The sequence below is a fragment of the Pseudomonas sp. DD1 genome (assembly GCF_044510355.1).
Lineage (GTDB): Bacteria > Pseudomonadota > Gammaproteobacteria > Pseudomonadales > Pseudomonadaceae > Aquipseudomonas > Aquipseudomonas shahriarae.
In genome coordinates this window covers 368,907-394,249 of record NZ_MSAJ01000011.1, presented here as the reverse complement: position 1 = coordinate 394,249, position 25,343 = coordinate 368,907, and the positions used below count along the sequence as shown (strand labels likewise).

The following is a 25,343-nucleotide window of genomic DNA, read 5'->3' as shown; positions in this document are numbered from 1 at the left end:
GATGCGATGAGCAATCCAACCAAAGCCCGCAAACCCGACAGCAGTGTGGATGCCTGGGCAATTCTGTTCCTGATTATCCTGGTGGTTGCCACCGCCGTGTTCTGGGTCAGCCATCAATAGGGAGCGCTGATCGCCACGCAACTGTCCTACTATCTGACAAATAGCCAAGATCAAAAGGCTCATTGCCATTATTATGATCGGTCAATTTCCAGGGTGCGGGCAGTAATGTTGAAGGTTCTCTGTGGGTGCTTGTGGTGGGTGGGGCTGACGTTCGGGACGATCGCTCATGCCACATCGGTGGTGTTTCTCAACCCCGGCCTGTCCACTGAAACCTTCTGGGTCAGCTATTCGCAATTCATGCAGGCCGCAGCCAAGGACCTCGGCCTGGATTTGCGTGTGCGCTATTCGGAGCGCAACGGGCAGAACACCTTGCAACAAGCCCGCGAAGCACTGCAAGGCCCCAATTCCCCGGATTACCTGGTGGTGGTCAATGAGCAGTACATCGCCCCGCAGATTTTGCGGATGGCCCAGGGCAGCCCGGTCAAGTTGCTGATCGTCAACAATGCCCTGACCCCGGACCAGGTGCAGTTGCTGGATGCCGGCAAATACCCCAACTGGATCGGCAGCATCACCGCCAACGACGAGGAGGGCGGCTACCTGATGCTCAAGGAGCTGCTGCGTCAGCACGGCCCGGTTCCGGCGGGCGAAACCCTCCAATTGCTGGCATTTTCCGGCGCCAAGAATACCCCCACTTCCCAGGCCCGTGAGCATGGCCTGCGGCGGGCCTTGGGCGAACACCCGCAAGTGCACCTGCGCCAGTTGGTTTATGGCGAATGGAGCCGCCAGCGCGCCTTCGAGCAAGCAACCCTGATGTTCAAGCGCTACCCGCAGGCGACGCTGGTCTGGTCGGCCAATGATGAAATGGCCCTCGGCGCCATGCAGGCCTTGAATGGCAGTGGGCGCACGCCCGGCAAGGAGGTGTTGTTCAGCGCGATCAACAGTTCCCCCGAGGTGTTGCAGGCGCGCTTGCAAGGGCGGATCAGTGCGCTGGTGGCCGGGCATTTTACGCTCGGTGGCTGGGCCATGGTGCTGCTGCATGACGACGCCAGTGGGGTGGACATTCAACGCCATGGCGGGCGCGAGCGTCAGGTGAGGTTATTTCAGTTGATTGACAAGCCACAGGCCCAGCGCCTGCTGGACCTGCGTAACCACGAGGGCGACGGGGTGAATTTTCGCGCACTGTCGGCTCAGGGCAAGCCCGCGGCCTACCAGTACCCCTTCAGCTTGAAGATGCTGTGGAAGTAAGCGCGGCCTAGACCCCGGCCAGGTGCAGCACCAGCTTGACGATGGCAAAGAGGGTCAGGGCAAACACGGCGGTAAACAGGATCCCCAGCACTACAAAATGGCTGGGCTTGCCATGGGTGAAGTCCCGCGCGCGGTTCTTGCCGCTCTGCACGCCAAAAGCGGCAGCCATCACGCTGTGAAGCATCTGCCAGAAGGTCGGCGGTTTATTGTCCGGTGCGTCCATGAGTCCTCCTGCGAGGTCTGGGTGACATGATGTCTCCCAACAGGATAGCCAAGGCCGGGGGAATAGGTAGACGTAGTTACCGCTGTCGCGCCTGACCTGCGTGATGTGCTGGAGCTCCTTTTCCTGGAGCTGCATCATGCCCGACTCTCCCGTAACGCCCGCGCGCCTTGAGCCGCCAACCCCCAGTATCCATCGACAATTGTTGATCGGTGCCACCCCGCAATGGTTGATCGGGAGCACTGCCCCACGACGGGCGGCGCTCAAGCACGCCGATACGTCACTGCCGCCGGCCTATTGGCGTGCCACCCCCGAGCAACGCCAGCAGTTGCATGCCTGTTTTACCGCAAGCTTTTCCACGCAGACGGTGGTGGACAAGAGCCTGTCTGCCTTGCAGGGGATCGACGCGTTTGCCAGGCCGCTGCTGGTCAATGCGCTTAAAGAGCAATATGACGTCACACTGGCCCCCCACGTCGACACCTGGTTGAGCCTCAGAAAATCCCTGCTGGTCAGTGACTTCAAGATAGCGGCGCGGACCTACGACTTTTTGAAACTGGAGCTACTGCAGGCTGCGCTGCATAACTTCGAGGAATCCGAATGCGAGGAGGGGGCCTTTCACCCCTCGTCCGGTTTCCGCTGGCACGTGTCGTCTTCCGGTTCCTCACCTGACGAGCCGTTGCTGCCCGTGCGCTTGGGCAGGCTCAAGGTCCATGAGTTTGTGCAGCTGTGCCGCAGCCTGGATCTGGGCGGAAAGTACCAGGCCTATATCAGCGATTTCTTTGCCTCGGTCGAAACCACCCTGCGCCAGCAATTCATTGCCAGTCAAAAGGCGGCAATGAGGGCTGCGGCCGAGCTGGCACGCTTATGCCAGGACATTACCGAGGACGACTACACCATGATCCTGTCGGTGATCAACGGCGAGCGCGCGCCGCAGATGGATGGGCAACCGGTGTGGATCTGCGACCTTGGCCTGATGAAATTACGCATGACGGGGTGTGTGTTGTTTCTGGCCTTCGATGATGAGCATTTGGATTCGCCGATCCTCTATGTGCCCCAGGACCCGTATCATCCGCTCAAGCGCTATAAGGATCACGCACAGTTGCTGGGGACTTTGCAGCGCCGCTTCACCACGCCTGGCGCGGCCACCACCCGGGTCGAGCGGCCAACCGCGTATCAGGCCTTTTTCAGTCAGTTCGTCGAGGCCGCCGACCACCCTTATTACTTCAGGCAATTCACCCAGGATGCGCCCGATGCCACCTTGCGCGAGAAAATCGGCTCGAATTTTCCCGGCATCGGGCAACTGTATGAGCTGGTCAGTAAGCTGACGCCTTTGAGGCTGAAGAATTTCCCGCCGCTGCCTTTGGCCCCCCAGGTGCCAAACCCGGATCCGTTTTTGGCACCCAAGGCCATGGCGTTCAAAGGCCAGGCGTTCGGCAGCCATAAAGTCGATCTGTGGACCTACCTGTATGAGCAACATCGGCACAAGTGCATCGCCGATGCGGCCAGCCGCGCCGTGCCCACCGCGCAGGTCGATGCCCGTGTGCGTAAACAGAAACTGGCCATGGTGCTCAATATCGAGATGTTTGCCCTGGGTGCTGTGGCAGGCTTCGTGCCCGTGTTGGGGGAGCTCATGCTGGCCGTGATGGTCGAGCAATTGTTGACGGGGGCGATTGAGGCAACCCAGGAGTGGAGTGCGGGCGACCGCCAGGCGGCCCGTGCGCACTTGATCGACCTGGCGCAGAACCTCGCCTTGATCGGCTTGATGGCGGCGGGTGGTTCGGCGCTGCGCCAACTCAGGCCCGAGCCGGTGATCGAAGGCCTGGTGCCGGTAACGCTGCCGGACGGCCGGAAGCGCTTATGGCGGCCCGACCTGGCGCCCTACAAGAAGCACCTCACCCTTGCGTCAGGCCGCCAGCCCAACGTCTTGGGGCAGTATGAGGTCGATGGGCAGCTCCACATCCACATGGATAACGCGTTCTACGAGAAAACCTTCGATCCGCAGATCAACAAATGGCGCATCAAACACCCGCACGACCCCATGGCCTATCAGCCGATCCTTGAGCACAACCGGGCGGGGGCCTGGCGCCATAGTCATGAGCGGCCCTTGGCGTGGGACCGCCCGACGCTGCTGCGGCGCCTGGGGCATATCACCGACGGCTTCTCTGATGAGACTTTGGGGCTGATTGGTGATGTGAGTGGTGTCGATGACGACCTGCTGCGCCAAGTGCATATGGATGGCCTGCCGGTGCCTGCAGGGCTGGCTGACACTCTGGAGCGATTCAGGGTCGATCAGGAGGTCGACGACCTGATCGGGCGGCTACGCCGTGGAGCCGGCCTGGACAGCCGCCACGAATACGCCTTGCCCCTCACGGTGGAGATGGGCGGCTGGCCGCCAGGGCGGGTATTGGAAGTGTTTGAGGAGGTAGCCTTCGTGGCGCGCGCGCAGGGCCAGACGGGGCTGGGCGAGGAGGAGGCCCGGCGTCTGCTGGGCACGCCGCAGCGCGGCGAGCAGCCTGGCGCGCCGCTGATCGATGAGTGGGAAGGCGGACGTTGGGAACCGGCGGGGCGCTCCATTCGCTATGGCAGCCATGCCTTGGCAGATGATGAGTTGCCGACCCTGAAAATCAGCCGGGCCGATTTACAGCACGGCAAGCTCGCTCAGGTGCTGTTGAATGGCCTGAGCGAACAGGAAGTCACCGGCCTGCTGGGCAGTGCGTCCAGTTGGAGGGGGCGGCCCAGGGAGCAGGTGTTCAACGAGCGCCTGGCCGATCATGCCCTGCACCGCCAGTCAGCGCTGTTCGACGCTCGGTTATCTGCCAAGGGTGACCCGGTGGTTGACCGGGGGCTGCTGCAACGCCGGTTTCCCTCGCTGTCTGCACGGGCCCGGGAGGAACTCCTGAATAGCGCCAGCCCCCAGGAACTGCGGCGCTTGCAAGACAGCGCGCGGCTGAGCGAGCGTCTGGATCACCAGGCCCGCAGCAGCCTGCACCAGGGGCGCTTGAGCCGAGCGATCAGTGGCCTGCACCGCGACCGACTCGCCAACGCCGACAGCGATCGGCTCGCCTTGCATACCCTGGAGCGCCTGCCCGGATGGCCTTCAGGCTTGCGCCTGGAGATGCGTGTAGACAGCATTCAAGGGCCCTTGGTCGACAGCATTGGCGAGGCGCACGCCGCCACGCGTCGCTACCTGATCAAACGCGGCAATCGTTTCCAGGCCCAGGATCAAGCCGGCAAGCCGCTCAATAGCGCACCGGCCCAGGGCCGTAATCTATTCCCGTCGATCGTCGATGCCTTGCCCGAAGCGGCGCGTCAAGCGCTGGCGCTGACCCCTCATGGGGCGGACTTGCAGCCGGTGTTGGCAGCCTACGCCAGGCGCCACCGCGACGTTATGGCCGATGACGTCTTAAAGTTGCGCAGGCCGAGGTCCCGGCCGGCGCTGCGCCTGCCCGGCGGGCGCCTGGGATATGAGTTATCGGGGCGCGGCGGGCCTTTTGCAGCGGATGACTCTCTGATCGCCCAGGTTCGCACGGCGTATCCAAATATCAGCGACACCCAGGCGCAAGAGCTGATCTGGGCGCGCCGACGTGACGGTGAAAGCAACCCGCAAATCTGGCGGTTGTTCGCCAATCGCCAGCGAGAGTTGTTGGGGTTGCGCAACACCCTTGAGCAATGGGCGGGGGCAGATGCGCAGCGCTTGCGTTCGGTAGAGGACGTCATCGAATGCTGGCGCCAGGGCTATGACCGAGACCGCAGCGCCCATGCCACCCTGAATCTGCGCGGGGAGCACGCGCTACCGCAGATGGAGGCCGACTTTTCCCATGTGCGATCCCTGCACCTGTCAGGGGCCAGATTGCTCGCCCAACAAGCCAGCGATTTATTTCGGCCATTTCCCAATGTGCAGTATCTGGAGCTCTACGTGCGCCCCAACAATCTTGGCCAGGTGGCTGAACGGCTGGCGAGCGTGCCCGGCATCACCCGGCTGTCGCTCACCGGGCCATTGCTGACCTATTCGCCTGAAGTGCTGCTGGCGCTCAATCGCATGACTGCGCTTGAACGATTGTCCCTGGCCGGCAAACTGGAAACCCTGGATATCCAAGGGCTGACGGCGCTGCGCCGCTTAACCGTGTCCGGAACCCTGGAAACCTGGCCCCAAGGGCTCCTGGCACTTGAGCACCTGGAGTTTCTCGACCTTGCCCAGACCCAGTTGCGTTCGGTGCCGGCCGAGATGCTGGTCGGGCATCAACGGTTGTGGCGCGGGTTGCAGATGAATTGGGCGGCGTATGAGCCTGAAGACTTCATGCGGGTTTTTGAGTACCTGCATGACAATCCGGCCCATCTGGTCGATGAGCAGCGACTGGTGCAGGCCTACTGCGAAGGGGCCTTGGCTCGCTTGCGACGCGCGGACCCGACATTCGCCGAAAGGGTGTTGCTCAGCTTCAGAACGCAGGGGCTGACGGCCCGCCAACGTCTGGAGAGTGTCAACGCGGTGCAGGCGCAATACCGTAGGTTGGTCGATGAGCTGGAGCAATGGTCGGATCGCGATTCAAGCACTGGCCGGGTCGAGGTGGATCGTCAGGTAGCCGCTGAAAAACTCCTGGATTGCTGGCGCGAAGGCCTGGAGCAACACCTGGTAGCAGAGGCTGAGCCCGTTCCTGCCGGGGCGGCGGTGTTGGACCTGTCAGGCGCCAACCTGATTGATTTACCGCGGGTGCCGGCCAACGGGTTTGCCCATGTGCGCAGCTTGATCCTGGAGGATATCGGCGTTTCCCTTGAAGGCATCAATGCCTGGCTCGACCAGTTTCCCCAGGTCGAAACATTGAGCCTGGCCCGCAACAACCTGACCGAGCCGCCTGCGGTACTGCTTACCCATTCGTCCCTGCGCCACCTCGACCTGTCTCACAATTGGCTGGTGATCAACCCGGCGATCCAGGCGCGTTTGAGCAGGTTGACCGGCCTTTTATCATTGCACCTGCAGTACAACCCGATCAGCCGCCTGGATGTCAGCGGCTTCCACGACTTGCGTACGTTGGACCTGAGTCACAGCGCAATCAGCGAATGGCCCCAGGGTGTGCTTGAGTTGTCGTCGTTGCAACGCCTGGATCTGAGCCACAGCGCCGTAACGGCAATCCCCGAAGCGGCGCTGAGCGGGCATGATAGTTTGCTTTCCAATACCCATCTGCGCGGTTGTCGCCTCAGCGTGACGGCGCGTACCGATGCGCGGACGTTTGCGCGACGCTACGCGATTGAACACCCATCCGTTGCCCTGGAAAACCCGTTGGGCATACCCCGTGAGTTGCTTGCCCAGGGCCTGACCGGGGGGGAGCCTGAGTATTTTCCCGAGAATGTCCTGCGCCGCCCCGACTTGCTCGTGGCACTCCCCACGGCACTTGCCTCGGCTGCACTGGCTCCCGCAGCCCGCATACAACGCCTGGTCCCGGCGCTGGACGAGTTGCAGGCGGTGGCACGGCTAGCCGAGCTGCAAGCCAGCGGCCTTGACTCCGGGCAGATCCAGGCACGCCTCGATGAGTGGGAAGGGCAGTACAGCCAGTGGGTGCAACTGCTCAATGAATGGATAGATGTCCATGGCTACCTTGATGGCGGTTGGGTCAGTGTATTGGATCGTCGTCGCGCAGCGGACCGTGTGCTGGACAGCTGGCGTCACACCCTACGTGCCACGCCCAGCCTGCCTGAAGTGAATAGCGCCAGCCTGCTGGATTTGTCCGGCCTGTTGTTGGGCGACCTGCCGAAGTTGCCCAAGTATTTCGCTCACGTCACCGAACTGAACCTGAGTCGCGTCAGGCTCACGGCCCAGGGTTCCAACGAGTTCCTGCGGGCCTTCAGCCACGTGCGTACGTTGACCCTCAGTGACAACGGCCTGCGAGCCTTGCCCGATGCCCTCGCAGAGTTTCACGGGTTGAGACGCTTGGACCTCAGCAGAAATGAACTACAAAACGCCTCCCAGCTTCAGGGGCACCTGGCGCGCCTGCAGGCGCTGGAATGGCTGAACCTGGGCGAGAACGTCTTGAGCGAATTGGACCTCGGTGGCCTGTCCAGGCTCGAAACGTTGTACCTGCATACCAACCTGTTGGACGAGTGGCCCATGACAGTGCTTGAGCTTGGGCGCCTGCGCACCCTGGACCTGCACGACAACTGGATCGAGACCCTGCCAGATACAGCCTTTGAGCCGCAACACCGCGCCTTGATGGCGGGGACTGACCTCTCGGGAAACCGCCTTGAGCAGGAAAGCTGTGAGCGTTTGCAGGGGTATCTGGCGCAGACCGGCAATGGCTTGGGGTTTTCCGCCGAGCAGCTTGAGGAAATGATCCAGGGATACTGGGAGCGCGATGAGCGGGGGGCTTTTGACTCCCCTGACTACTCGCTGGATCATCCGGATATCGAAACGCCACAAATCCAGAAGGCACGCTGGTTTGCTGATGTCTTGCCCGATTCGCCAAGGCACCGGATCTGGGACGACCTCAACGCACAGCCGGGGAGCCACGATTTCTTCTTCACCCTGTCGCAACTGCGCAATACCGAGGACTTCCTTGAGGCGCCAGGCGATCTGACCCAGCGCGTATGGGCGGTGTTGGAGGCCATTGGCGGCAACCCGGCCATGCGGCGGGACGTGTTCGCCCGGGCGACGGCGTTGATGCCCGAGGTGACCTGTGGGGATGGCAGAATCCTGATGTTCAACGCGTTTGAAACCCGCGTGCAGGAGTTCGCTGCGTTGAGATTGGCCGAGGCTGGTCAGGATGGCGCCGCCCTGTTGAAGTTCGCCCGTGGCATGCTTCGCCTGGAGGCGGTTGAAGGCATCGCCGAGGACATCATCGAGGCCCATGAGGATATTGACCCGGCGGAAATTCGTTTAGCCCTGCGCATTGGCCTTGCCGAGCGCCTGGACCTGCCCCGGCAGCCCTCCGGCATGCTGTATAGCGAGTTATCGGAAGTGACCCAGGCCGACCTCGACCGGGCATACGCCACTGTCCTGGAGGGCGAGAGCACGCCGGGCTTTGAAGAAAAGCTGGTGGGCCTTGAGTATTGGCGCAATTACCTGAAGAAAAAGTACGCCACGGATTTTGCGGCCCTGGCGCGCGAGCTGGAACACCAGACCGATCGCCTGGATGAGCGCTACCCCGAGAGCGGTGCCGAGTACTTGCGTGAATACGCGGCATTGGGTGCCTGGATCAAGGAGCAGCGCAGGGCGCTGGCGATCCGCCTGACCCGGCAGGAACGGGCCGAGCTGAAGCTATAAGGCTGCCAGCGGTGTGCCAGGCACCCGAACAGAGTGCCTGGCAATCGCCCCTAGTTGTCGTAACCCAGGTTCGGCGCTAGCCAGCGTTCGGTCACGGCCAGATCCTGGTCTTTACGTGCGGTGTAGCTGGTCACCTGGTCCTTGTCGATCTTGCCTACAGCAAAGTACTGCGCCTGTGGATGGGCGAAGTACCAGCCGCTGACCGCTGCGGCCGGGAACATCGCGTAGTGCTCGGTGAGGAACACGCCGCTGCGGCCCGCATGCATCTCGTGGGCCTCGGGGTCGAGCAGTTGGAACAACTGCGCCTTCTCGGTGTGATCCGGGCACGCCGGGTAGCCGGGGGCAGGGCGGATACCGCTGTACTGCTCCTTGATCAGCGCCTCGTTGTCCAGCTCTTCATCCTTGGCATAGCCCCAGTGTTCTTTACGCACTTGCTGGTGCAGCCATTCGGCGCAGGCTTCGGCCAGGCGGTCGGCAAGGGCCTTGACCATGATCGAGTTGTAGTCGTCGCCCGCATCCTGGTAAGCCTTGGCCACTTCCTCGGCGCCGATGCCGGCGGTGGTGATAAAACCACCGATGTAGTCGGTTACGCCGCTGTCCTTGGGCGCAACAAAGTCGGCCAGGGAGAAGTTCGGCTTGCCGTCGGTCTTGATGATCTGCTGGCGCAGGTGATGCAGTTTGGCAATCGGCTGGCCGTCGTCGCCGTAGACTTCCAGGTCATCCTCCTGCACCTGGTTGGTCGGCCAGAAACCGAACACGGCGCGGGCGCTGATGAGTTTTTCGTCGATCAGCTTGTTGAGCATTTCCTGGGCGTCGGCGTACAGCGCGGTGGCCGCTTCACCCACCACCTCATCGGTGAGGATGCGCGGAAACTTGCCGGCCAGGTCCCAGGAGATAAAGAACGGCGTCCAGTCGATGTACTCGGCCAGCACCTTGAGGTCGATATTGTCCAGCACCTTGGCCCCGGTAAACGTCGGTTTGACCGGGGTGTAGGTGCTCCAGTCGAACTGCGGCTTCTTGGCGATGGCCGCCGCGTAGCTCAGGCGCTCGGTGCGGGCGCTGCGGTTGGAGGTGCGCTCACGCACATCGATGTATTCCAGGCGGGTCTTCTCGACAAACCCGGCCTTCAGCTCCTTGGACAGCAACTGGGTGGCCACGCCCACTGCGCGCGAGGCGTCGGTCACGTAGATCACCGCATCGTTGCTGTACTTGGGCTCGATCTTCACCGCCGTGTGCGCCTTGGAGGTGGTGGCGCCACCGATCATCAGTGGCAGGTGGAAGTCCTGGCGCTGCATCTCGCGGGCCACGTGCACCATTTCATCCAGGGACGGTGTGATCAGCCCGGACAGGCCGATGATGTCGCACTTCTGCTCCTTGGCCACCTGCAGGATCTTCTCGGCCGGGACCATCACGCCCAGGTCGACAATGTCATAGCCGTTGCAACCGAGCACCACGCCGACAATGTTCTTGCCGATGTCGTGTACGTCACCCTTGACCGTGGCCATGAGGATCTTGCCCTTGGCTTCCGGCTTGTCGCCCTTTTCCAGCTCGATGAAGGGGATCAAGTGGGCCACGGCTTGCTTCATTACCCGTGCCGATTTCACCACCTGGGGCAGGAACATTTTACCGGCGCCAAACAGGTCGCCGACGATGTTCATGCCGGACATCAACGGGCCTTCGATCACCTCGATCGGGCGCGCGAACGACTGCCGGGATTCCTCGGTGTCTTCAACGATATGGGTGGTGATGCCCTTGACCAGCGCATGCTCCAGGCGCTTGTTGACTTCCCAGCCACGCCATTCCTCGGTCTCGGCTTCCTTGACGCTGCCGTCGCCCTTGTACTTGTCGGCGATGGCGAGGAGGGCGTCGGTGCCTTCCGGGGTGCGGTTGAGGACCACGTCTTCCACGGCGTCGCGCAGCTCGGCCGGGATCTGGTCGTAGATCTCCAGTTGGCCGGCGTTGACGATACCCATGGTCAGGCCGTTGCGGATCGCATACAGCAGGAACACTGAGTGGATCGCCTCGCGCACCGGGTTGTTGCCGCGGAACGAGAACGACACGTTGGACACGCCACCGGAGGTCAGCGCATACGGCAGTTCATCGCGGATATAGGCACAGGCGTTGATAAAGTCGACGGCATAGTTGTTGTGCTCTTCGATACCGGTGGCCACGGCGAAGATGTTCGGGTCGAAGATGATGTCTTGCGGCGGGAAGCCCACTTCATTGACCAGAATGTCGTAGGAGCGCTTGCAGATCTCTTTCTTGCGCGCCTCGGTGTCGGCCTGGCCGGCTTCATCGAACGCCATCACCACCACCGCCGCGCCGTAGCGCTTGCACAGTTTGGCGTGATGAATGAACTGCTCGACACCTTCCTTCATGCTGATGGAGTTGACGATGCCCTTGCCCTGGATGCATTTGAGGCCGGCCTCGATCACTTCCCACTTGGAGGAGTCGATCATGATCGGCACACGGGAGATGTCCGGCTCGCCGGCAATCAGATTGAGGAAGGTCACCATGGCCTTCTTCGAATCGAGCATGCCCTCGTCCATGTTGATGTCGATCACCTGGGCGCCGGCTTCCACCTGCTGCAGGGCGACTTCCAGGGCTTCGGTGTAGTTGTCCTCGCGGATCAGCCGGGCGAATTTGGCGGAACCGGTGATGTTCGTACGTTCGCCGACGTTGACGAACAACGACTGGCGATCAATGGTGAAAGGCTCCAGGCCCGACAGGCGGCAGGCCTTGGGAATGTCCGGGATCTGGCGCGGCGCGTAGCCGGCCACGGCCTTGGCGATGGCCTCGATATGGCCCGGCGTGGTGCCGCAGCAACCGCCTACGATATTGAGGAAGCCGCTCTGGGCGAATTCTTCGATGACCTTGGCGGTTTGCGCTGGCAGCTCGTCGTACTCGCCGAACTCGTTGGGCAGGCCGGCGTTGGGGTGGGCGGACACGTAGGTGTCGGCCTTGTTCGACAGTTCTTCCAGGTACGGCCGCAACTCGCTGGCGCCCAGGGCGCAGTTCAAGCCCACGGAAATCGGCTTGGCGTGGCTGATGGAGTTCCAGAACGCCTCGGTGGTCTGGCCCGACAGCGTGCGGCCGGAGGCGTCGGTGATGGTCCCGGAAATCATGATCGGCAGTTCCACACCCAGTTCTTCGTACACGCCTTGCACGGCAAAGATCGCGGCCTTGGCGTTGAGGGTGTCGAAGATGGTTTCGATGAGGATCATGTCCGCACCGCCTTCGATCAGGCCTTTGGTGGCCTCGGTGTAGTTCTCCACCAGTTCATCGAAGGTGACGTTGCGGTAGCCGGGGTTGTTCACGTCGGGCGACAGCGAGCAGGTGCGGCTGGTCGGGCCCAGCACGCCCGCGACAAAGCGCGGTTTGTCCGGGGTTTCCAGGGTCTTGGCGTCGGCGACCCGGCGGGCCAGGCGTGCGCCTTCCAGGTTCAGCTCGTAGGCCAGCGCCTCCATGCCGTAGTCGGCCTGGGACACTTGGGTGGCGTTGAAGGTGTTGGTCTCGAGGATGTCGGCACCGGCATCCAGGTACGCTTTCTCGATCCCGCCGATCACGTCCGGGCGGCTCAGGATCAACAGGTCGTTGTTACCCTTGACGTCGCTGGGCCAGTCGGCGAAGCGTTTGCCACGGTAGTCCTCTTCCTCCAGCTTGTAGCTCTGGATCATCGTGCCCATGCCGCCATCGAGGATCAGGATGCGTTCCTTGAGGGCTTGGTGGAGGGCTTGCAGGCGAGTGCTACGATCGGACATGGGACTACTCTAATCAGGCATTACGGAGGGCGTGGATCATAGCAAACCTGTGCGCTTTTAGAGCATGCCTGGGTTTTGCATGAATATCGCTCATGTTGAGGGCGCCTCGACATCGGTAGAATCGCGGCAATTTTTCAGCGCTCGCATCGACTCGGGACCGGATACATGTCACTTCGCCTCATCACCGGCGCCGCCTTGGCGTTGGTCGCCTGCCTCGCGCAGGCCAACGGACCCGCCCCGGCGCTTTCCTATACCCGCGATATTCAACCGATCTTCACCGAGAAATGCGTGGCCTGCCATGCCTGCTACGACTCCGCCTGTCAGCTCAACCTGGGCAGTGGCGAAGGTGCGGCACGCGGCGCGAGCAAGCTGCCGGTGTATGACGGCGAGCGCAGCCAGGCGTCGCAGCCGACCCGGCTGTTTTATGACGCCTTTGGCAAGGCCGCCTGGCAGCGCCACGGTTTTGCCTCGGTGCTGGATGCCCAGGGCACCCAGGCGGCGCTGATGGCGCGCATGCTGGAGCTGGGTCATAAAACCCCATTGGCGCCCAATGCCAAGCTGCCCGAAGAGATTGTGCTGGGCCTGAACCGCGAGAATATGTGCCCATTGCCGGGGGAGTTCGACGCCTACGCCGGCGCGCACCCCAAGGAAGGCATGCCGTTGGCCGTCACCGGCCTGACCGATCAGCAATACCAGACCCTGCAGCGTTGGCTGGCGTCCGGTGCGCCTATTGATGAGCAGGGCCTGGCGCCGAGTGCCCAGGAAGCCTTGCAGGTACAGCAATGGGAAAACCTGCTGAACCAGCCCGGCGCCCGGGAAAGCCTGGTGGCGCGCTGGTTGTTCGAGCACCTGTTCCTCGCTCATATCTATTTCGAGGGCGGTGAGCCGGGGCATTTTTTCCAGTGGGTCCGCTCGCGTACGCCCAGCGGCCAGCCCATCGACCTGATCAACACCCGTCGCCCGAATGACGACCCTGGCACCCGCGTGTACTACCGCCTGTGGCCGGTGCAAGGGGTGATCGTGCACAAGACCCACATTACCTACCCCTTCAGCGCGGCGAAGATGGAGCGGGTCAAGTCGCTGTTCTACAGTGGCGACTGGCAAGCCACGGCGCTGCCGGGCTACGGCCCTGGCCGTCGGGCCAACCCGTTTGAAACGTTCGAGGCGATCCCGGTCAAGGCGCGCTACCAGTTCATGCTGGATAACGCCGAATACTTCGTGCGCACGTTTATTCGTGGGCCGGTGTGCCGTGGGCAGATTGCCACGGACGTAATCCGCGACAACTTCTGGACCCTGTTCCAGGACCCGGACCACGACCTGTACATCACCGATGCCCGCTATCGCGGCCAGGCCACGCCGCTGCTGGCGATGCCGGGGCAGAACGATGACGTGGGCAGTGTGTTGAGCCTGTGGCTGGCCTACCGTGACAAACGCAATGAATACGAGGCACTGCGCCGCGACAACTACGCTGATTTGCCGGCGCCGGGCTGGTCGAGCCTGTGGCAGGGCAATGACAACGCGTTGCTGAGCATCTTCCGCCACTTCGACAGCGCTTCGGTGAACAAGGGCCTGATTGGCGAAGTCCCACAGACGATGTGGCTGTTCGACTACCCGCTGCTGGAGCGCACCTATTACCAATTGGCGGTGAATTTCGACGTGTTCGGCAATGTCTCGCACCAGGCCCAGACCCGTTTGTATTTCGACCTGATCCGCAATGGCGCCGAGCAGAACTTCCTGCGCCTGATGCCGGCGGATTCGCGCGATGGCTTGCTCGACGACTGGTACCAGAACAGCGGCAAGGTCAAGCTGTGGCTGGACTATGAAGCCATCGACAATGACAAGCCCAGCGGCCTGAAGCTGGACCCGCAGGACCCGAAACGGGACTTTGCCAACCAGTTGCTGGCCCGGTATGCCGACTTGAACGCCAGCCCGGACCCGATCAACCGTTGCATCAGTGCCTACTGCTCACGTCTGGGTATCGACCCGCAACTGCGCGACGTCGAACAAACCCTCAGCCGCCTGACCTCAAGGCCGGCGGCCGGGCTCAAGGTGATCGAGCAGTTGCCGGAAGCCACCTTGCTGCGCATCCAGACTCCGAGCGGCAAACGCGAGGTCTACAGCCTGCTGCGCAACCGCGCCCACAGCAACGTGGCCTTTATGCTCGGCGAGGCTTATCGCTATCAACCGGGCCTGGATACCCTGACGATCTATCCGGGCGTGCTCAGCAGCTACCCCAACTTCATCTTCAATGTGCCGGCCGAGGATGTGCCCGAGTTTGTCGAGGACATGGAACTGGCCAGGGACGCCAAGCGCTTTGAACGGATTGTCGAACGCTGGGGCATTCGCCGCAGCCACCCGCAGTTCTGGGAGTACTTCCACGATTTATCGCAGTACATCCGCGAAACCACTCCGGTGGAAGAGGGTGTGCTGGATATGAATCGCTACGAGAACCTGTAGGTGTGGATTTGCCTGACAAAAATACTAGGACTTTGTACCGTCGCGGCGATTGGCGTAAACTGCCGGCAAGCCTGTGAGGAGTTCCCATGACTGCCATAACCATTACCGACGCCGCCCACGATTACCTGGCTGATCTGCTGTCCAAGCAGAACACCCCGGGTATCGGCATCCGCGTCTTTATCACCCAGCCTGGCACCCAGTACGCCGAGACGTGCATTGCCTACTGCAAGCCGGGCGAAGAAAAGCCTGAAGACACCGCCCTGGGGCTCAAGAGCTTCACCGCGTATATCGACGCCTTCAGCGAAGCCTTCCTTGACGATGCCGTGGTCGACTACGCCACTGACCGCATGGGTGGCCAACTGACCATCAAGGCGCCCAATGCCAAGGTGCCGAACGTCAATGCCGATAGCCCGATCAACGAGCGTATCAACTACTACCTGCAGACCGAGATCAATCCGGGCCTGGCCAGCCATGGCGGCCAGGTCAGCCTGATCGACGTGGTGGATGACGGTATCGCCGTGCTCAAGTTCGGTGGCGGCTGCCAGGGCTGTGGGCAGGCTGACGTGACCTTGCGTGAAGGTATCGAGCGTACGTTGCTGGAGCGGATTCCCGAGCTCAAGGGCGTACGTGACGTGACTGACCATACGCAGAAAGAAAACGCCTACTATTAAGGTGTTCGCTGCAAACAAAAAACGGCGTCCGTGAGCGCCGTTTTTTTATGCTTTAAAGTTAGCAAGTTACACGATTTGTCTAACAAATAAGATGAGCTTTTTGAGCTGGCTTGCATGCGATACCCGTAGGTATCTATACATCTCTTTTATCCAGTGCTTGTTGGGTTTGTGAACATATCCGTTGCTGCGGTCATGGCGGCTATTGGTTCCGCTCTTACAGCGGGTCACTTTTGGAAAAGAGCCCCAAAAGTAACCAAAAGGGCTCTTGCCCCACCACTCGGCACCTCGCCTAGGCTCGGTGTGCCCGTCATCCGACATTGATTTGGGGGGCCGCCGCGATGGGCCATCCATGGCCCAGCGCGGCTAACCCGGCGTCCTGCCGGGTTACCCCCCAAATCAATATCGGATGACGGCCAGCGTGGTTTAACGGGGCGCCTCAGATCAAAAGCAAAGCGAGGCGGCCTTAGAGCCGACCTGATCGTTGAAGCGTGCGCGGACTCCTGTGGGAGCAGGCAAGCCAGCTCCCACAGGGGAATGCAGCTTCGCGCCCCGGCTTTGGCATTGCTGTTGCTGTTGCTCTGCTTTTGATCTGGCTTTTGATCTTGATCTTGGGCGCCCCGTTAAACCACGCTGGCCGCAGGCAGGTATTGCGCAGTGGGCACCCCGGCATGGATGCCGGGGTAGCCGCGACACGGCCATGGATGGCCGATCGCGGCGGGCCCACGGAGCAATGCCTGACTGCGGGCATGCCGAGCCTAGGCGAGGCACCGAGTGGTGGGGCAAGAGCCCTTTTGGTTACTTTTGGGGCTCTTTTCCAAAAGTGACCCGCCGTAAGGGCGGAACCCTAAGTGGCCGTGACCGCAGCAACGGATATGTATACAAACCCAGAAAAGAGTGGTGTAGATACTCATGCCGCGATGGCGGTATATCAGGTTAGGAATACTTGCCTGACACACCTCTATCGCAGGCAATCCAGCCCCCACACTGTCAGGGTCGGTAGAGGTGGGCGTGCCCTGCGCGATACAGCGAGGATTCGCTGAAGCTGTCACTGGCCAGCACCCGCCCCACCACAATCAGCGCGGTGCGCCTGAACCCCTTGGCTGCCACCTTACCGACAATATCCGCCAAGGTGCCAATCGCCCAATCCTGATCCGGCCAGGTCGCCCGGTGTACCACGGCAATCGGGCAATCTGCACCGTAATGCGGCAGCAGCGCGGCAACGATTTTCTCCAGGTGATTGACCCCCAGATGCACGGCCATGGTAGTGCCGTGGCTGGCCAGGCTGTCGAAGGACTCCCCCGCAGGCATCGTGGTTTTATCGGCATAGCGGGTCAGGATCACGCTTTGGGCGATATCCGGTAAGGTCAGCTCCGCCTCCAGCAACGCGGCACAGGCGGCCACGGCGGTGACGCCGGGAATGATCTGGAAGGGAATCCCCAGTGCGCGCAAATGGCGGATTTGCTCGCCAATCGCGCCATACAGGCTCGGATCGCCAGAATGCACCCGCGCCACGTCCTGGCCCTGTTCATGGGCATGCTTGATCAACTCAATGATCTGCTCCAGGTGCAGTTCGGCGCTGTTGACCAGGGTTTCGGCCTGATGGCCTTCAAGCACGGCGGCCGGCACCAGGGAGCCGGCGTAGATAATTACCGGGCAACTGCGGATCAGCCGCTGGCCTTTGACGGTGATCAGTTCCGGGTCGCCGGGGCCTGCGCCGATGAAGTAGACGGTCATGGGGGATTCCTGTGAAAAAGCCGGCGAGGCGGGCTGCAGATGAAGACCGCTCATGATCAAGGAGGCGGATTATCGGGAATTCAGCCCGCGCACGCCAATGCAAAGGTGGCTTGCGGGCTTTTCTGGCGGTTGATCAACAGGCGGGCAGGGCGCTGGGCCAAGTGCTCGGCCAGGGCCAGGGCGGCGCTTTCGGCGATGCCGTGGCAGCCGGTATGGGCAAACGCGACAGCAGAGCGGTGGCTCAATTGCGCTTCGTGGCTCGCCAGCTGTTCGGCACTGAAAAACTGCAGTGGCAACCTCAAGTGTTCGGCCAGGGCCAGTAACCCTGGCTCATCCTGTTTACGGTCGATACTCGCCAGTGCGCTGATGTGCCGAGGGTCGATTCCCGCGCCAGCCAAGGCTTCATTGAACAGCGCCAATAGCGCCGCGAGGCTGCAACCACGCTGACAACCCAGGCCGACCACCAGGGTCGGCGCGGTGGTGGCTGCTGTCATGCCGAGTGCTGGTCGTCGCGATTGCGTCGGAACAACCAGGCGCTGATCAGGCCCAGGGCCAGCCAGAACGCAACGTTGGTCAGCTGCGACGCGATCTTGAACTGCGCTTCCAGGGCCTGCGGGGCGAGCATCGAGTGCACTTCGGGCTGTGGCGCGCCAATCACATGGGGCACCGCCAGGATCGCCACGCCGAGGATCTTCAGCAGCCAGTTGCGACCAAACACAATCAACGCGATACCGGCGGCGGTGGAGGCTGCCGTGCCGATCCACCAGATCTGCCGTTGCGCCAGGTCCGCCGCAGCGGTGCCGGGTAGTTCCGGTGGCAGGCCGAGGGTCGGTGCCAGCACAAAGGTGGCGTAACCGGCCAGGCCCCAGAGCAGGCCCTGGGCGGTGCGGGTCGGGGCGCGCAGGGTGTACAGGCCGGCGAGCATCAGCGCAAAACCTACGGCGACCACCAGGTTACCGCCAGTGGTGGACAGCACGCGCTGCCAGCCGTCTTCCGGTTCCCAGGCCTCGGCGTCGTGGCTGTGGGCCGCAGCGCCAGGCGCATGCTCATGCACTTCGGTCGTGGTCGGGGCGTTTTCGTAGGTTTCCGCCTGCAGAATCAGCGGAGCCACCCAGAAACTTTGCAGCAGGGTCAGCAGCAGGGCGGCCAGCAGGCCGGTGAAACCTGCGGTTTGCGCAATTCGCTTGATCATGGTTGCAGGTCTCAATGGCACGGGAAGGCGGCGCTGTGGCGCGTATCGTGGGCGGCGTTGTGCACGGCCTCGATATGGGAGAACCCGGCGAAATACACCAGGCACGCACCGAGGATCGAGGCGCCGATAGCGGCGGTCAGGCGTTGGCTCAAGGTGGCGGAGCGGCTGGCGGTGTGTGAGGTGCTGCTGATGATCGACATGGCACGTCCCTTTCGAGTGGCAGGGTGACACGAGCGCATGAAAACCCCGCGAGCCGGGCACGCAGGGTTCTGAACAGCGCCCGCCCACCGCGGGTTTGTTATTTGATTTTTCGGGCCGGTCTCCGGGCTTGCGAGGGGGCTCTCCTGAGTCCTGAAAGCATCGCCTTCCCATGCCAAAAGCACAGTGGCTGTGACGCTTCGCTCGCTTACCGTTGCGGGGGCAGCACCGGATTGGTCATGCATGCATGATTGACCGGTTTCCCGTTTCACCCTGGAAAGGGCACCCGAAACAAGATGTGTAGGAGAGCATGGGCGCGGGACGGCCGTCAATCTGTAGCTGGGCACTGCGGCTCTTCGCATGGTTTTGAATTGACCGTCCCTCAAGCACTGCGTAGCCTTGCACCTTCGAGGTTCTTCGGCTGCGGTCGAAGCTAAGAAGGGAACGCGGTCCAAGCCGCGGCTGCCCCCGCAACTGTAAAGGGTTTATCTGACTGCCACGCCACTGCCAATACGGCGGGAAGGCGCAGCCAGCGCCAGCCGCAAGGCCGGCAAGCCCCAAGCCAGGAGACCTGCCTCGCAACCGATTTTCCATTTCAACCGGGCGGGGTGATCCGGTGACGAATCCAGCACCTGCACGCCGCTGCAGGGCCAGTCGTCCCGTATGCCCGCCCCAAAGGGCATCCGATGAAAACACTGGCCAAACTCCCCGTCACTATCGTCACCGGCTTTCTCGGCTCGGGCAAAACCACCTTGCTGCGGCACATGCTGGACAACGCCCAGGGTCGGCGCATTGCTGTGATCGTCAACGAATTCGGCGAACTGGGTATCGACGGCGAGATCCTCAAGCAGTGCTCCATCGGTTGCACCGAAGAAGAAGCCAGCGGCCGCGTGTATGAACTGGCCAACGGCTGCCTGTGCTGCACCGTGCAGGAAGAGTTCTTCCCGGTGATGCGCGAGCTGGTGGCCCGTCGTGGCGACCTCGACCATATCCTCATCGAAACCTCTGGCCTGGCGCTGCCCAAGCCCCTGGTCCAGGCCTTCCAGTGGCCGGAAATCCGTAGCGCCTGCACGGTTGACGCGGTGATCACGGTGGTCGACAGCCCGGCCGTGGCCGCTGGCACCTTTGCCGCGTTCCCGGACCAGGTCGACGCCCAGCGCAAACTGGACCCGAACCTGGACCACGAATCGCCACTGCACGAGTTGTTCGCCGACCAACTGGCCAGCGCCGACCTGGTGATCCTCAACAAAACCGACCTGATCAGCCCTGAAGACCTGGCCCGTGTACGCCTGGAAGTCGCCGAAGAACTGCCGCCAGCAGTGAAAATCGTCGAAGCCAGCAGCGGTCGCCTGCCTCTGGATGTGCTGATTGGCCTGGGTGCCGGCTCCGAGGAGCATATCGACGGGCGCCATAGCCATCACGATCATCACCACGAAGGTGAAGACGACCACGATCACGATGCGTTTGACTCCATCTCCATCGACCTGCCACAGGCTGATGAAGCGCTGCTGCTGGACGCCCTGACGCAATTGGTGGTGCAGCACGGCATCCTGCGGGTCAAAGGCTTCGCCGCAATCCCCAACAAGCCGATGCGCCTGTTGATCCAAGGCGTGGGCACGCGCTTCGACAAGCACTTCGACCGGGCCTGGGGCGCCGACGAAGCGCGCATCACACGGTTGGTGCTGATCGGTCAGGACCTGGATGCAGCGGGCCTTGAAGCGCAATTGCGCGCCGCGCTCAGCGTTTAACCATGCACCTGCTCAGGACCCAGCCCGGTGGCTTCGTCTCCGATGACAACATCGCCGACCTGGGACAAACCCCCGCCGAGCTGGTGATCCTGTGCAGCGGCGATTCCAGCCTGGCGTTGCTGGCCGAAGCCGCCCAGCAACTGCCCGACGACTACCCGAGCCTGCGCCTGGCCAACCCGATGCAGGTGCAGAACCACGCCTCGGTGGACCTGTATGTGGATGAGGTGCTGCGCCACGCCAAGGTCATCCTGATATCCCTGCACGGCGGCATCGGCTATTGGCGCTACGGCATCCAACGCCTGGTGGAGCTGGCCGAGCAGGGCGTGCAGTTGATCCTGGTGCCGGGGGATGATCGCCCCGATCCCGAACTCAGCGGCCTGAGCACCGTGGGTGTGGTTGAGCGTGACCGCCTGTGGCACTTTCTGCGCCAGGGCGGGCTGGGGAATGCGCTGGATTTCTATCGCTGCCTGGCCAGTAGCTTCCTGGGCCGCGATTACCCGTGGGCCGAGCCGCAAACTCTGCCGCGCACCGCGATCTATCACCCGCGCGCCGCCAATGCCCGCCTCAATGACTGGCAGGCGGACTGGAACACCGATTGGCCGGTGGCAGCGGTGCTGTTCTACCGCTCGCACTTGCAGGCGGCCAATACCGGTTTTATTGATGTGTTTTGCCAACGCTTGCAGGCAGCGGGCCTTAACCCGCTGCCGATGGCGGTGGCCAGCCTGAAAGAGCCTGGCTGCCTGACAGTGGTTGAGGATCTGCTGGATGAGGTCGGGGCGGCGGTGATTCTGAACACCACCGGCTTTGCCCAATCCAGCCCCGAAGCGCCCCATCTGCGGCCGTTTCGCCGCAATATCCCGGTGATCCAGGCGATCTGCGCCCAGGACAACCAGCCCGGCTGGGAAGCCAGCGAGCAGGGCCTCGGCCCGCGTGACCTGGCGATGCACATTGCTTTGCCGGAGCTGGACGGGCGCATCATCAGCCGCCCGATCAGCTTCAAGGACCTGGCCTGGCGCAGCGAACGCAGCCAATCGGACGTGGTGTGCTACCGCGCGGCCCCAGAGCGCATGGACTTTGTCGCCGAACTGGCGCGGCGCTGGGTCGAGCTGGCACGGGTGCCGCATGCTAACAAGCGCATTGCGCTGATCCTCGCCAATTACCCGACCCGTGATGGGCGCATCGGTAATGGCGTGGGCCTGGACACCCCGGCCGCGGCCTTGAATATCCTGCGGGCCCTGCAGGCCGAGGGTTATCCGCTGCCGGATGCATTGCCGGCCAGCGGCACTGCGCTGATCCATGACCTGCTCGGCGGTGTCACCAACGACCTGGACAGCCTCGACCTGCGCCCCTGCCATCAAAGCCTGGGCCTGGACGAATACCAGGCGATGTTCAATCGCTTGCCCGAGGCCAACCGCCAGGCCGTGCTGGAACGCTGGGGCACGCCTCATAACGATCCGATGTGCCGCGACGGGCGCATGATGATCGCCGGCCTGCGCCTGGGCCTGACCTTTGTCGGCATCCAGCCGGCGCGGGGCTACCAGGTGGATGCCAGCGCGGTGTACCACGACCCGGACCTGGTGCCGCCCCACGCTTACCTGGCGTTCTATTTCTGGCTGCGCCACACCTACGGCGCCCATGGCGTGATCCACGTCGGCAAGCACGGCAACCTGGAATGGCTGCCGGGTAAAGGCGTCGGGCTGTCCGAGAACTGCTGGCCAGATGCATTGCTGGGACCGCTGCCGAACATCTATCCGTTTATCGTCAATGATCCGGGCGAGGGTGCCCAGGCCAAGCGCCGCACCCAGGCGGTGATCATCGACCATTTGATGCCGCCGCTGACCCGCGCCGAAACCTATGGCCCATTGCGCAATCTGGAATTGTTGGCGGATGAGTATTACGAGGCGCAGTTGCTCGATCCGCGCCGCGCTCTGGAGCTGCAAAAGGACATCCTCAAGCTGGTGCGCGAAACCCGCATCGATCAAGAGCTGGAACTGGATAACGAGGCTGACGCTGCCGTCTGGCTGCCGCGCCTGGACACCTACCTGTGCGATCTGAAGGAGTCGCAGATCCGTGACGGCCTGCATATCTTTGGCGAGTCGCCCGAAGGTCGCCTGCGTATCGACACCTTGCTGGCCCTGCTGCGCATTCCGCGTGGCGATGGGCGGGGTCCGCAATCAAGCCTGCTGCGGGTATTGGCCAAGGCCTTTGAGCTGGGCTTTGACCCGCTGGACTGCGCGCTGGCCGAACCCTGGACCGGGCGCCGCCCCGAGGTGCTGCAGAAGATCGACGGGCAGTTGTGGCGTACCGCTGGCGATACTCGCGAGCGCCTGGAGTTGTATGCGGCGCGGTTGATCGAACAGGCGCTGGAAGGCCCGCTCGAACAGCTTGAGGAGCCGGGCTGGGAGGAGGTGAAATCGGTGATCGAAAGCCTGCGCATCGTCGTCGCACCGCGCCTGGATGCCTGTGGCCCGGCGGAAATGCATGGCTTGCTGGAGGCGTTGAGCGGTCGTTTCGTGCCGGCGGGCCCCAGTGGTGCGCCGAGTCGTGGGCGCCTGGATGTGCTGCCGACCGGGCGCAATTTCTTCACCGTCGACGTGCGTAACCTGCCTACCACGACTGCCTGGCGTATCGGTTTCCAATCCGCAAACCTGATGCTTGAGCGGCACCTGCAGGACCATGGTGACCACCTGCGTCAGTTGGGGCTTTCCGTGTGGGGCACCGCGACCATGCGCACCGGCGGTGACGATATCGCCCAGGCCATGGCACTGATGGGCGTGCGTCCGGTGTGGGCCACGGGCAGCCAGCGTGTCGATGATTTTGAGATATTGCCCATCAGCTTGCTCGACCGCCCGCGAGTTGACGTCACGCTGCGGGTGTCGGGGTTCTTCCGCGATGCGTTCGCCAACCTGATCCGCCTGTTCGATGCTGCGGTGCAGGCGGTCGCGGCGCTGGATGAGCCGGACGACCTGAACCCCCTGGCGGCCAAGGTGCGCAGCGAGCGCGAGGCGCTGCGCAAGTCGGGCCTGGATGAAGAGGCTGCGGCCAAGCAGGCCGGCTGGCGCATTTTCGGTGCCAAGCCTGGGGCCTATGGCGCGGGTGTGCAGGGCGCGATTGACGGTCGCCTGTGGCAAAGCCGCGAAGACCTGGCCGAGGTCTATCTGAATTGGGGGGGCTACGCCTATGGCGGTGCGGATGAAGGCACCGCCGCCCGTGAACAGTTCGCCCAGCGCCTGAGCCAGGTGCAGGCCGTGCTGCAGAACCAGGATAACCACGAGCACGACTTGCTCGACTCCAATGACTATTACCAATTCCAGGGCGGTATGCTCGCCGCCGTGGAAACCCTCAGTGGCGCCAAGGCCGCCAGCTACCATGGCGATCATAGCCAGCCGGACTTGCCGAAAATCCGCACGCTGAAGGAAGAGCTGAACCGGGTGATCCGTTCCCGCGCCGCCAACCCCAAGTGGATCGAAGGGGTCAAGCGCCACGGCTATAAAGGCGCGTTCGAGATGGCGGCGACGGTGGACAATCTGTTCGCCTTCGACGCGACCACGGCGCTGATCGACGACCACCAATATGCATTGCTGGCCGATGCCTACCTGCTCGACCCCGACACCCGGGCGTTTGTGCAACAGCACAACCCTGCGGCCTTGCGCGACATGACCGAGCGCATGCTGGAAGCCCAGCAGCGCGGTATGTGGCAGGAACCGGGGGCGTACCGCGAGGCATTGGAAAACCTGTTGCTGGACATAGAAGAAGACAGTTGATGACTGACATCCCCCATTTCCCACTGTCGGCAGTGGTCGGTGCCGACGACCTGAAGCTTGCCCTGTGCCTGACCGCCATCGACCCGAAGATCGGTGGCGTGCTGATCGAAGGCCCGCGCGGCATGGCCAAGTCCACCCTGGCTCGCGGCCTGGCGGACCTGTTGGCCAGCGGGCAATTCGTCACCTTGCCGCTGGGCGCCACCGAAGAGCGTTTGGTCGGCACTCTGGACCTGGATGCGGCGCTGAGCGAAGGCCGTGCGCAGTTTTCCCCTGGGGTGCTGGCCAAGGCCGATGGCGGGGTACTGTATGTGGATGAGGTCAACCTACTGCCTGACCATCTGGTGGACCTGCTATTGGATGTAGCCGCCAGTGGCACCAACCTGATCGAGCGCGACGGTATATCCCACCGGCACTCGGCGCGTTTTGTGCTGATCGGCACGATGAACCCGGAAGAGGGTGAATTGCGTCCGCAGTTGCTGGATCGGTTCGGTTTCAACGTGGCATTGAGCGGGCAGACTTTGCCGACCGAGCGCGGGCAGATCATCCGTCGGCGCCTGGATTTCGATAGCGACCCTGGGGCGTTCTGCGCGCAGTGGTCTGACCAGCAAGCGGCGCTGCGTGCGCGTTGCACCCAGGCCCGTGCACGCCTGGAAAGCATCGCCCTGGATGACCAGGCCCTGGCGCAGATTACCGAGCGCTGCTTTGCCGCTGGTGTGGATGGCCTGCGCGCCGATCTGGTGTGGTTGCGCGGGGCGCGGGCCCATGCGGCGTGGCGTGGGGCTGCGGCCATCGCTGAAGAAGATATAGAGGCCGTTGCCGAATTTGCCCTGCGCCATCGTCGCCAGGAGCATTCATCTGCCGCCCACCCGCCGGAAAATGCGCCGGCGCCCAAACCCACTGACCCCAGCAGCGGCCAGGGACAGTGGGGTGAAATGCCTCCGTCTACACAAGTAACGGGTGCCCGCCGTGAAATACCCACCTGGCCAAAAAAGCCCTAGGCATTCGCCCCCGACCTGACGCGGGGGCGGATGCCCGGCCCAA

The 25,343-nt window shown here is 62.7% G+C and carries 13 protein-coding genes and 2 riboswitches; of the genes, 7 read left to right on the top strand and 6 right to left on the bottom strand.

What is annotated here, in order from left to right; translation table 11 throughout:
- Positions 1-225: 225 nt before the first annotated feature.
- A complete protein-coding gene (locus PSFL_RS09570; RefSeq protein ID WP_057436774.1) occupies positions 226-1,305 on the top strand; it encodes an ABC transporter substrate-binding protein in 1,080 nt (359 codons plus the stop codon).
- A gap of 7 nt (positions 1,306-1,312) precedes the next feature.
- Here the strand turns inward: PSFL_RS09570 and PSFL_RS09565 are convergent, their stop codons facing one another.
- On the bottom strand, positions 1,313-1,528 hold the full coding sequence (locus tag PSFL_RS09565; RefSeq protein WP_057436772.1) for a DUF2970 domain-containing protein: 216 nt from the start codon (positions 1,526-1,528) through the stop codon (positions 1,313-1,315).
- A gap of 136 nt (positions 1,529-1,664) precedes the next feature.
- Between PSFL_RS09565 and PSFL_RS09560 the strand changes: the two genes are divergently transcribed.
- Positions 1,665-8,777 (top strand): NEL-type E3 ubiquitin ligase domain-containing protein, encoded by a 7,113-nt coding sequence (locus PSFL_RS09560; RefSeq protein ID WP_397469948.1) that lies wholly within the window; start codon positions 1,665-1,667, stop codon positions 8,775-8,777.
- Between the two features lie 50 nt (positions 8,778-8,827).
- On the opposite strand, the gene metH is transcribed toward PSFL_RS09560, so the two are convergent.
- A complete protein-coding gene (gene metH / locus PSFL_RS09555; protein WP_200656153.1) occupies positions 8,828-12,538 on the bottom strand; it encodes a methionine synthase in 3,711 nt (1,236 codons plus the stop codon).
- Positions 12,539-12,703: 165 nt separating this feature from the next.
- Here metH and PSFL_RS09550 point away from each other — a divergent pair, with 165 nt between their 5' ends.
- Both PSFL_RS09550 and nfuA read left to right on the top strand, forming a co-directional pair.
- A complete protein-coding gene (locus tag PSFL_RS09550; RefSeq protein ID WP_057436768.1) occupies positions 12,704-14,995 on the top strand; it encodes a fatty acid cis/trans isomerase in 2,292 nt (763 codons plus the stop codon).
- An 86-nt stretch (positions 14,996-15,081) separates the two neighbouring features.
- On the top strand, positions 15,082-15,666 hold the full coding sequence (gene nfuA, locus PSFL_RS09545) for a Fe-S biogenesis protein NfuA (protein WP_057436766.1): 585 nt from the start codon (positions 15,082-15,084) through the stop codon (positions 15,664-15,666).
- Between the two features lie 987 nt (positions 15,667-16,653).
- Here the strand turns inward: nfuA and cobM are convergent.
- The 4 genes from cobM to PSFL_RS09525 all read right to left on the bottom strand — a co-directional run bounded on the left by cobM (position 16,654) and on the right by PSFL_RS09525 (position 18,792).
- On the bottom strand, positions 16,654-17,400 hold the full coding sequence (gene cobM, locus PSFL_RS09540) for a precorrin-4 C(11)-methyltransferase (RefSeq protein WP_397469947.1): 747 nt from the start codon (positions 17,398-17,400) through the stop codon (positions 16,654-16,656).
- Between the two features lie 80 nt (positions 17,401-17,480).
- On the bottom strand, positions 17,481-17,894 hold the full coding sequence (locus PSFL_RS09535) for a cobalamin biosynthesis protein (protein ID WP_057436762.1): 414 nt from the start codon (positions 17,892-17,894) through the stop codon (positions 17,481-17,483).
- Positions 17,891-18,592, bottom strand: a complete 702-nt coding sequence (locus PSFL_RS09530; RefSeq protein WP_397469946.1) for a CbtA family protein — start codon at positions 18,590-18,592, stop codon at positions 17,891-17,893. The genes PSFL_RS09535 and PSFL_RS09530 overlap by 4 nt, the downstream gene beginning before the upstream one ends.
- A gap of 11 nt (positions 18,593-18,603) precedes the next feature.
- Positions 18,604-18,792 carry a CbtB domain-containing protein gene (locus PSFL_RS09525; protein ID WP_057436758.1) on the bottom strand — a complete coding sequence of 63 codons (189 nt, stop codon included), beginning with the start codon at positions 18,790-18,792 and terminating at the stop codon, positions 18,604-18,606.
- Between the two features lie 95 nt (positions 18,793-18,887).
- Positions 18,888-19,095: riboswitch (cobalamin riboswitch) on the bottom strand.
- Positions 19,096-19,183: 88 nt separating this feature from the next.
- Positions 19,184-19,384, top strand: a riboswitch (cobalamin riboswitch).
- 92 nt (positions 19,385-19,476) lie between these two features.
- Between PSFL_RS09525 and cobW the strand changes: the two genes are divergently transcribed.
- The 3 genes from cobW to PSFL_RS09510 are packed head-to-tail and all read left to right on the top strand — an operon-like array spanning position 19,477 to position 25,300.
- The gene (gene cobW / locus PSFL_RS09520) at positions 19,477-20,538 is read left to right on the top strand and encodes a cobalamin biosynthesis protein CobW (protein WP_057436756.1); all 1,062 of its coding nucleotides are present in this window, start codon (positions 19,477-19,479) and stop codon (positions 20,536-20,538) included.
- Between the two features lie 2 nt (positions 20,539-20,540).
- Positions 20,541-24,302 carry a cobaltochelatase subunit CobN gene (gene cobN, locus PSFL_RS09515; RefSeq protein ID WP_252117352.1) on the top strand — a complete coding sequence of 1,254 codons (3,762 nt, stop codon included), beginning with the start codon at positions 20,541-20,543 and terminating at the stop codon, positions 24,300-24,302.
- Positions 24,302-25,300 (top strand): ATP-binding protein, encoded by a 999-nt coding sequence (locus PSFL_RS09510; RefSeq protein WP_057436753.1) that lies wholly within the window; start codon positions 24,302-24,304, stop codon positions 25,298-25,300. Before cobN ends, PSFL_RS09510 begins: the two co-directional genes overlap by 1 nt.
- The last annotated feature ends 43 nt before the right edge of the window (positions 25,301-25,343 follow it).

Bases quoted from the DNA above. Each gene is read 5' to 3' on its own strand.
- PSFL_RS09570 (WP_057436774.1), top strand. From the start codon at position 226: ATGTTGAAGGTTCTCTGTGGGTGCTTGTGGTGGGTGGGGCTGACGTTC.
- PSFL_RS09565 (WP_057436772.1), bottom strand. From the start codon at position 1,528: ATGGACGCACCGGACAATAAACCGCCGACCTTCTGGCAGATGCTTCAC.
- PSFL_RS09560 (WP_397469948.1), top strand. From the start codon at position 1,665: ATGCCCGACTCTCCCGTAACGCCCGCGCGCCTTGAGCCGCCAACCCCC.
- metH (WP_200656153.1), bottom strand. From the start codon at position 12,538: ATGTCCGATCGTAGCACTCGCCTGCAAGCCCTCCACCAAGCCCTCAAG.
- PSFL_RS09550 (WP_057436768.1), top strand. From the start codon at position 12,704: ATGTCACTTCGCCTCATCACCGGCGCCGCCTTGGCGTTGGTCGCCTGC.
- nfuA (WP_057436766.1), top strand. From the start codon at position 15,082: ATGACTGCCATAACCATTACCGACGCCGCCCACGATTACCTGGCTGAT.
- cobM (WP_397469947.1), bottom strand. From the start codon at position 17,400: ATGACCGTCTACTTCATCGGCGCAGGCCCCGGCGACCCGGAACTGATC.
- PSFL_RS09535 (WP_057436762.1), bottom strand. From the start codon at position 17,894: ATGACAGCAGCCACCACCGCGCCGACCCTGGTGGTCGGCCTGGGTTGT.
- PSFL_RS09530 (WP_397469946.1), bottom strand. From the start codon at position 18,592: ATGATCAAGCGAATTGCGCAAACCGCAGGTTTCACCGGCCTGCTGGCC.
- PSFL_RS09525 (WP_057436758.1), bottom strand. From the start codon at position 18,792: ATGTCGATCATCAGCAGCACCTCACACACCGCCAGCCGCTCCGCCACC.
- cobW (WP_057436756.1), top strand. From the start codon at position 19,477: ATGAAAACACTGGCCAAACTCCCCGTCACTATCGTCACCGGCTTTCTC.
- cobN (WP_252117352.1), top strand. From the start codon at position 20,541: ATGCACCTGCTCAGGACCCAGCCCGGTGGCTTCGTCTCCGATGACAAC.
- PSFL_RS09510 (WP_057436753.1), top strand. From the start codon at position 24,302: ATGACTGACATCCCCCATTTCCCACTGTCGGCAGTGGTCGGTGCCGAC.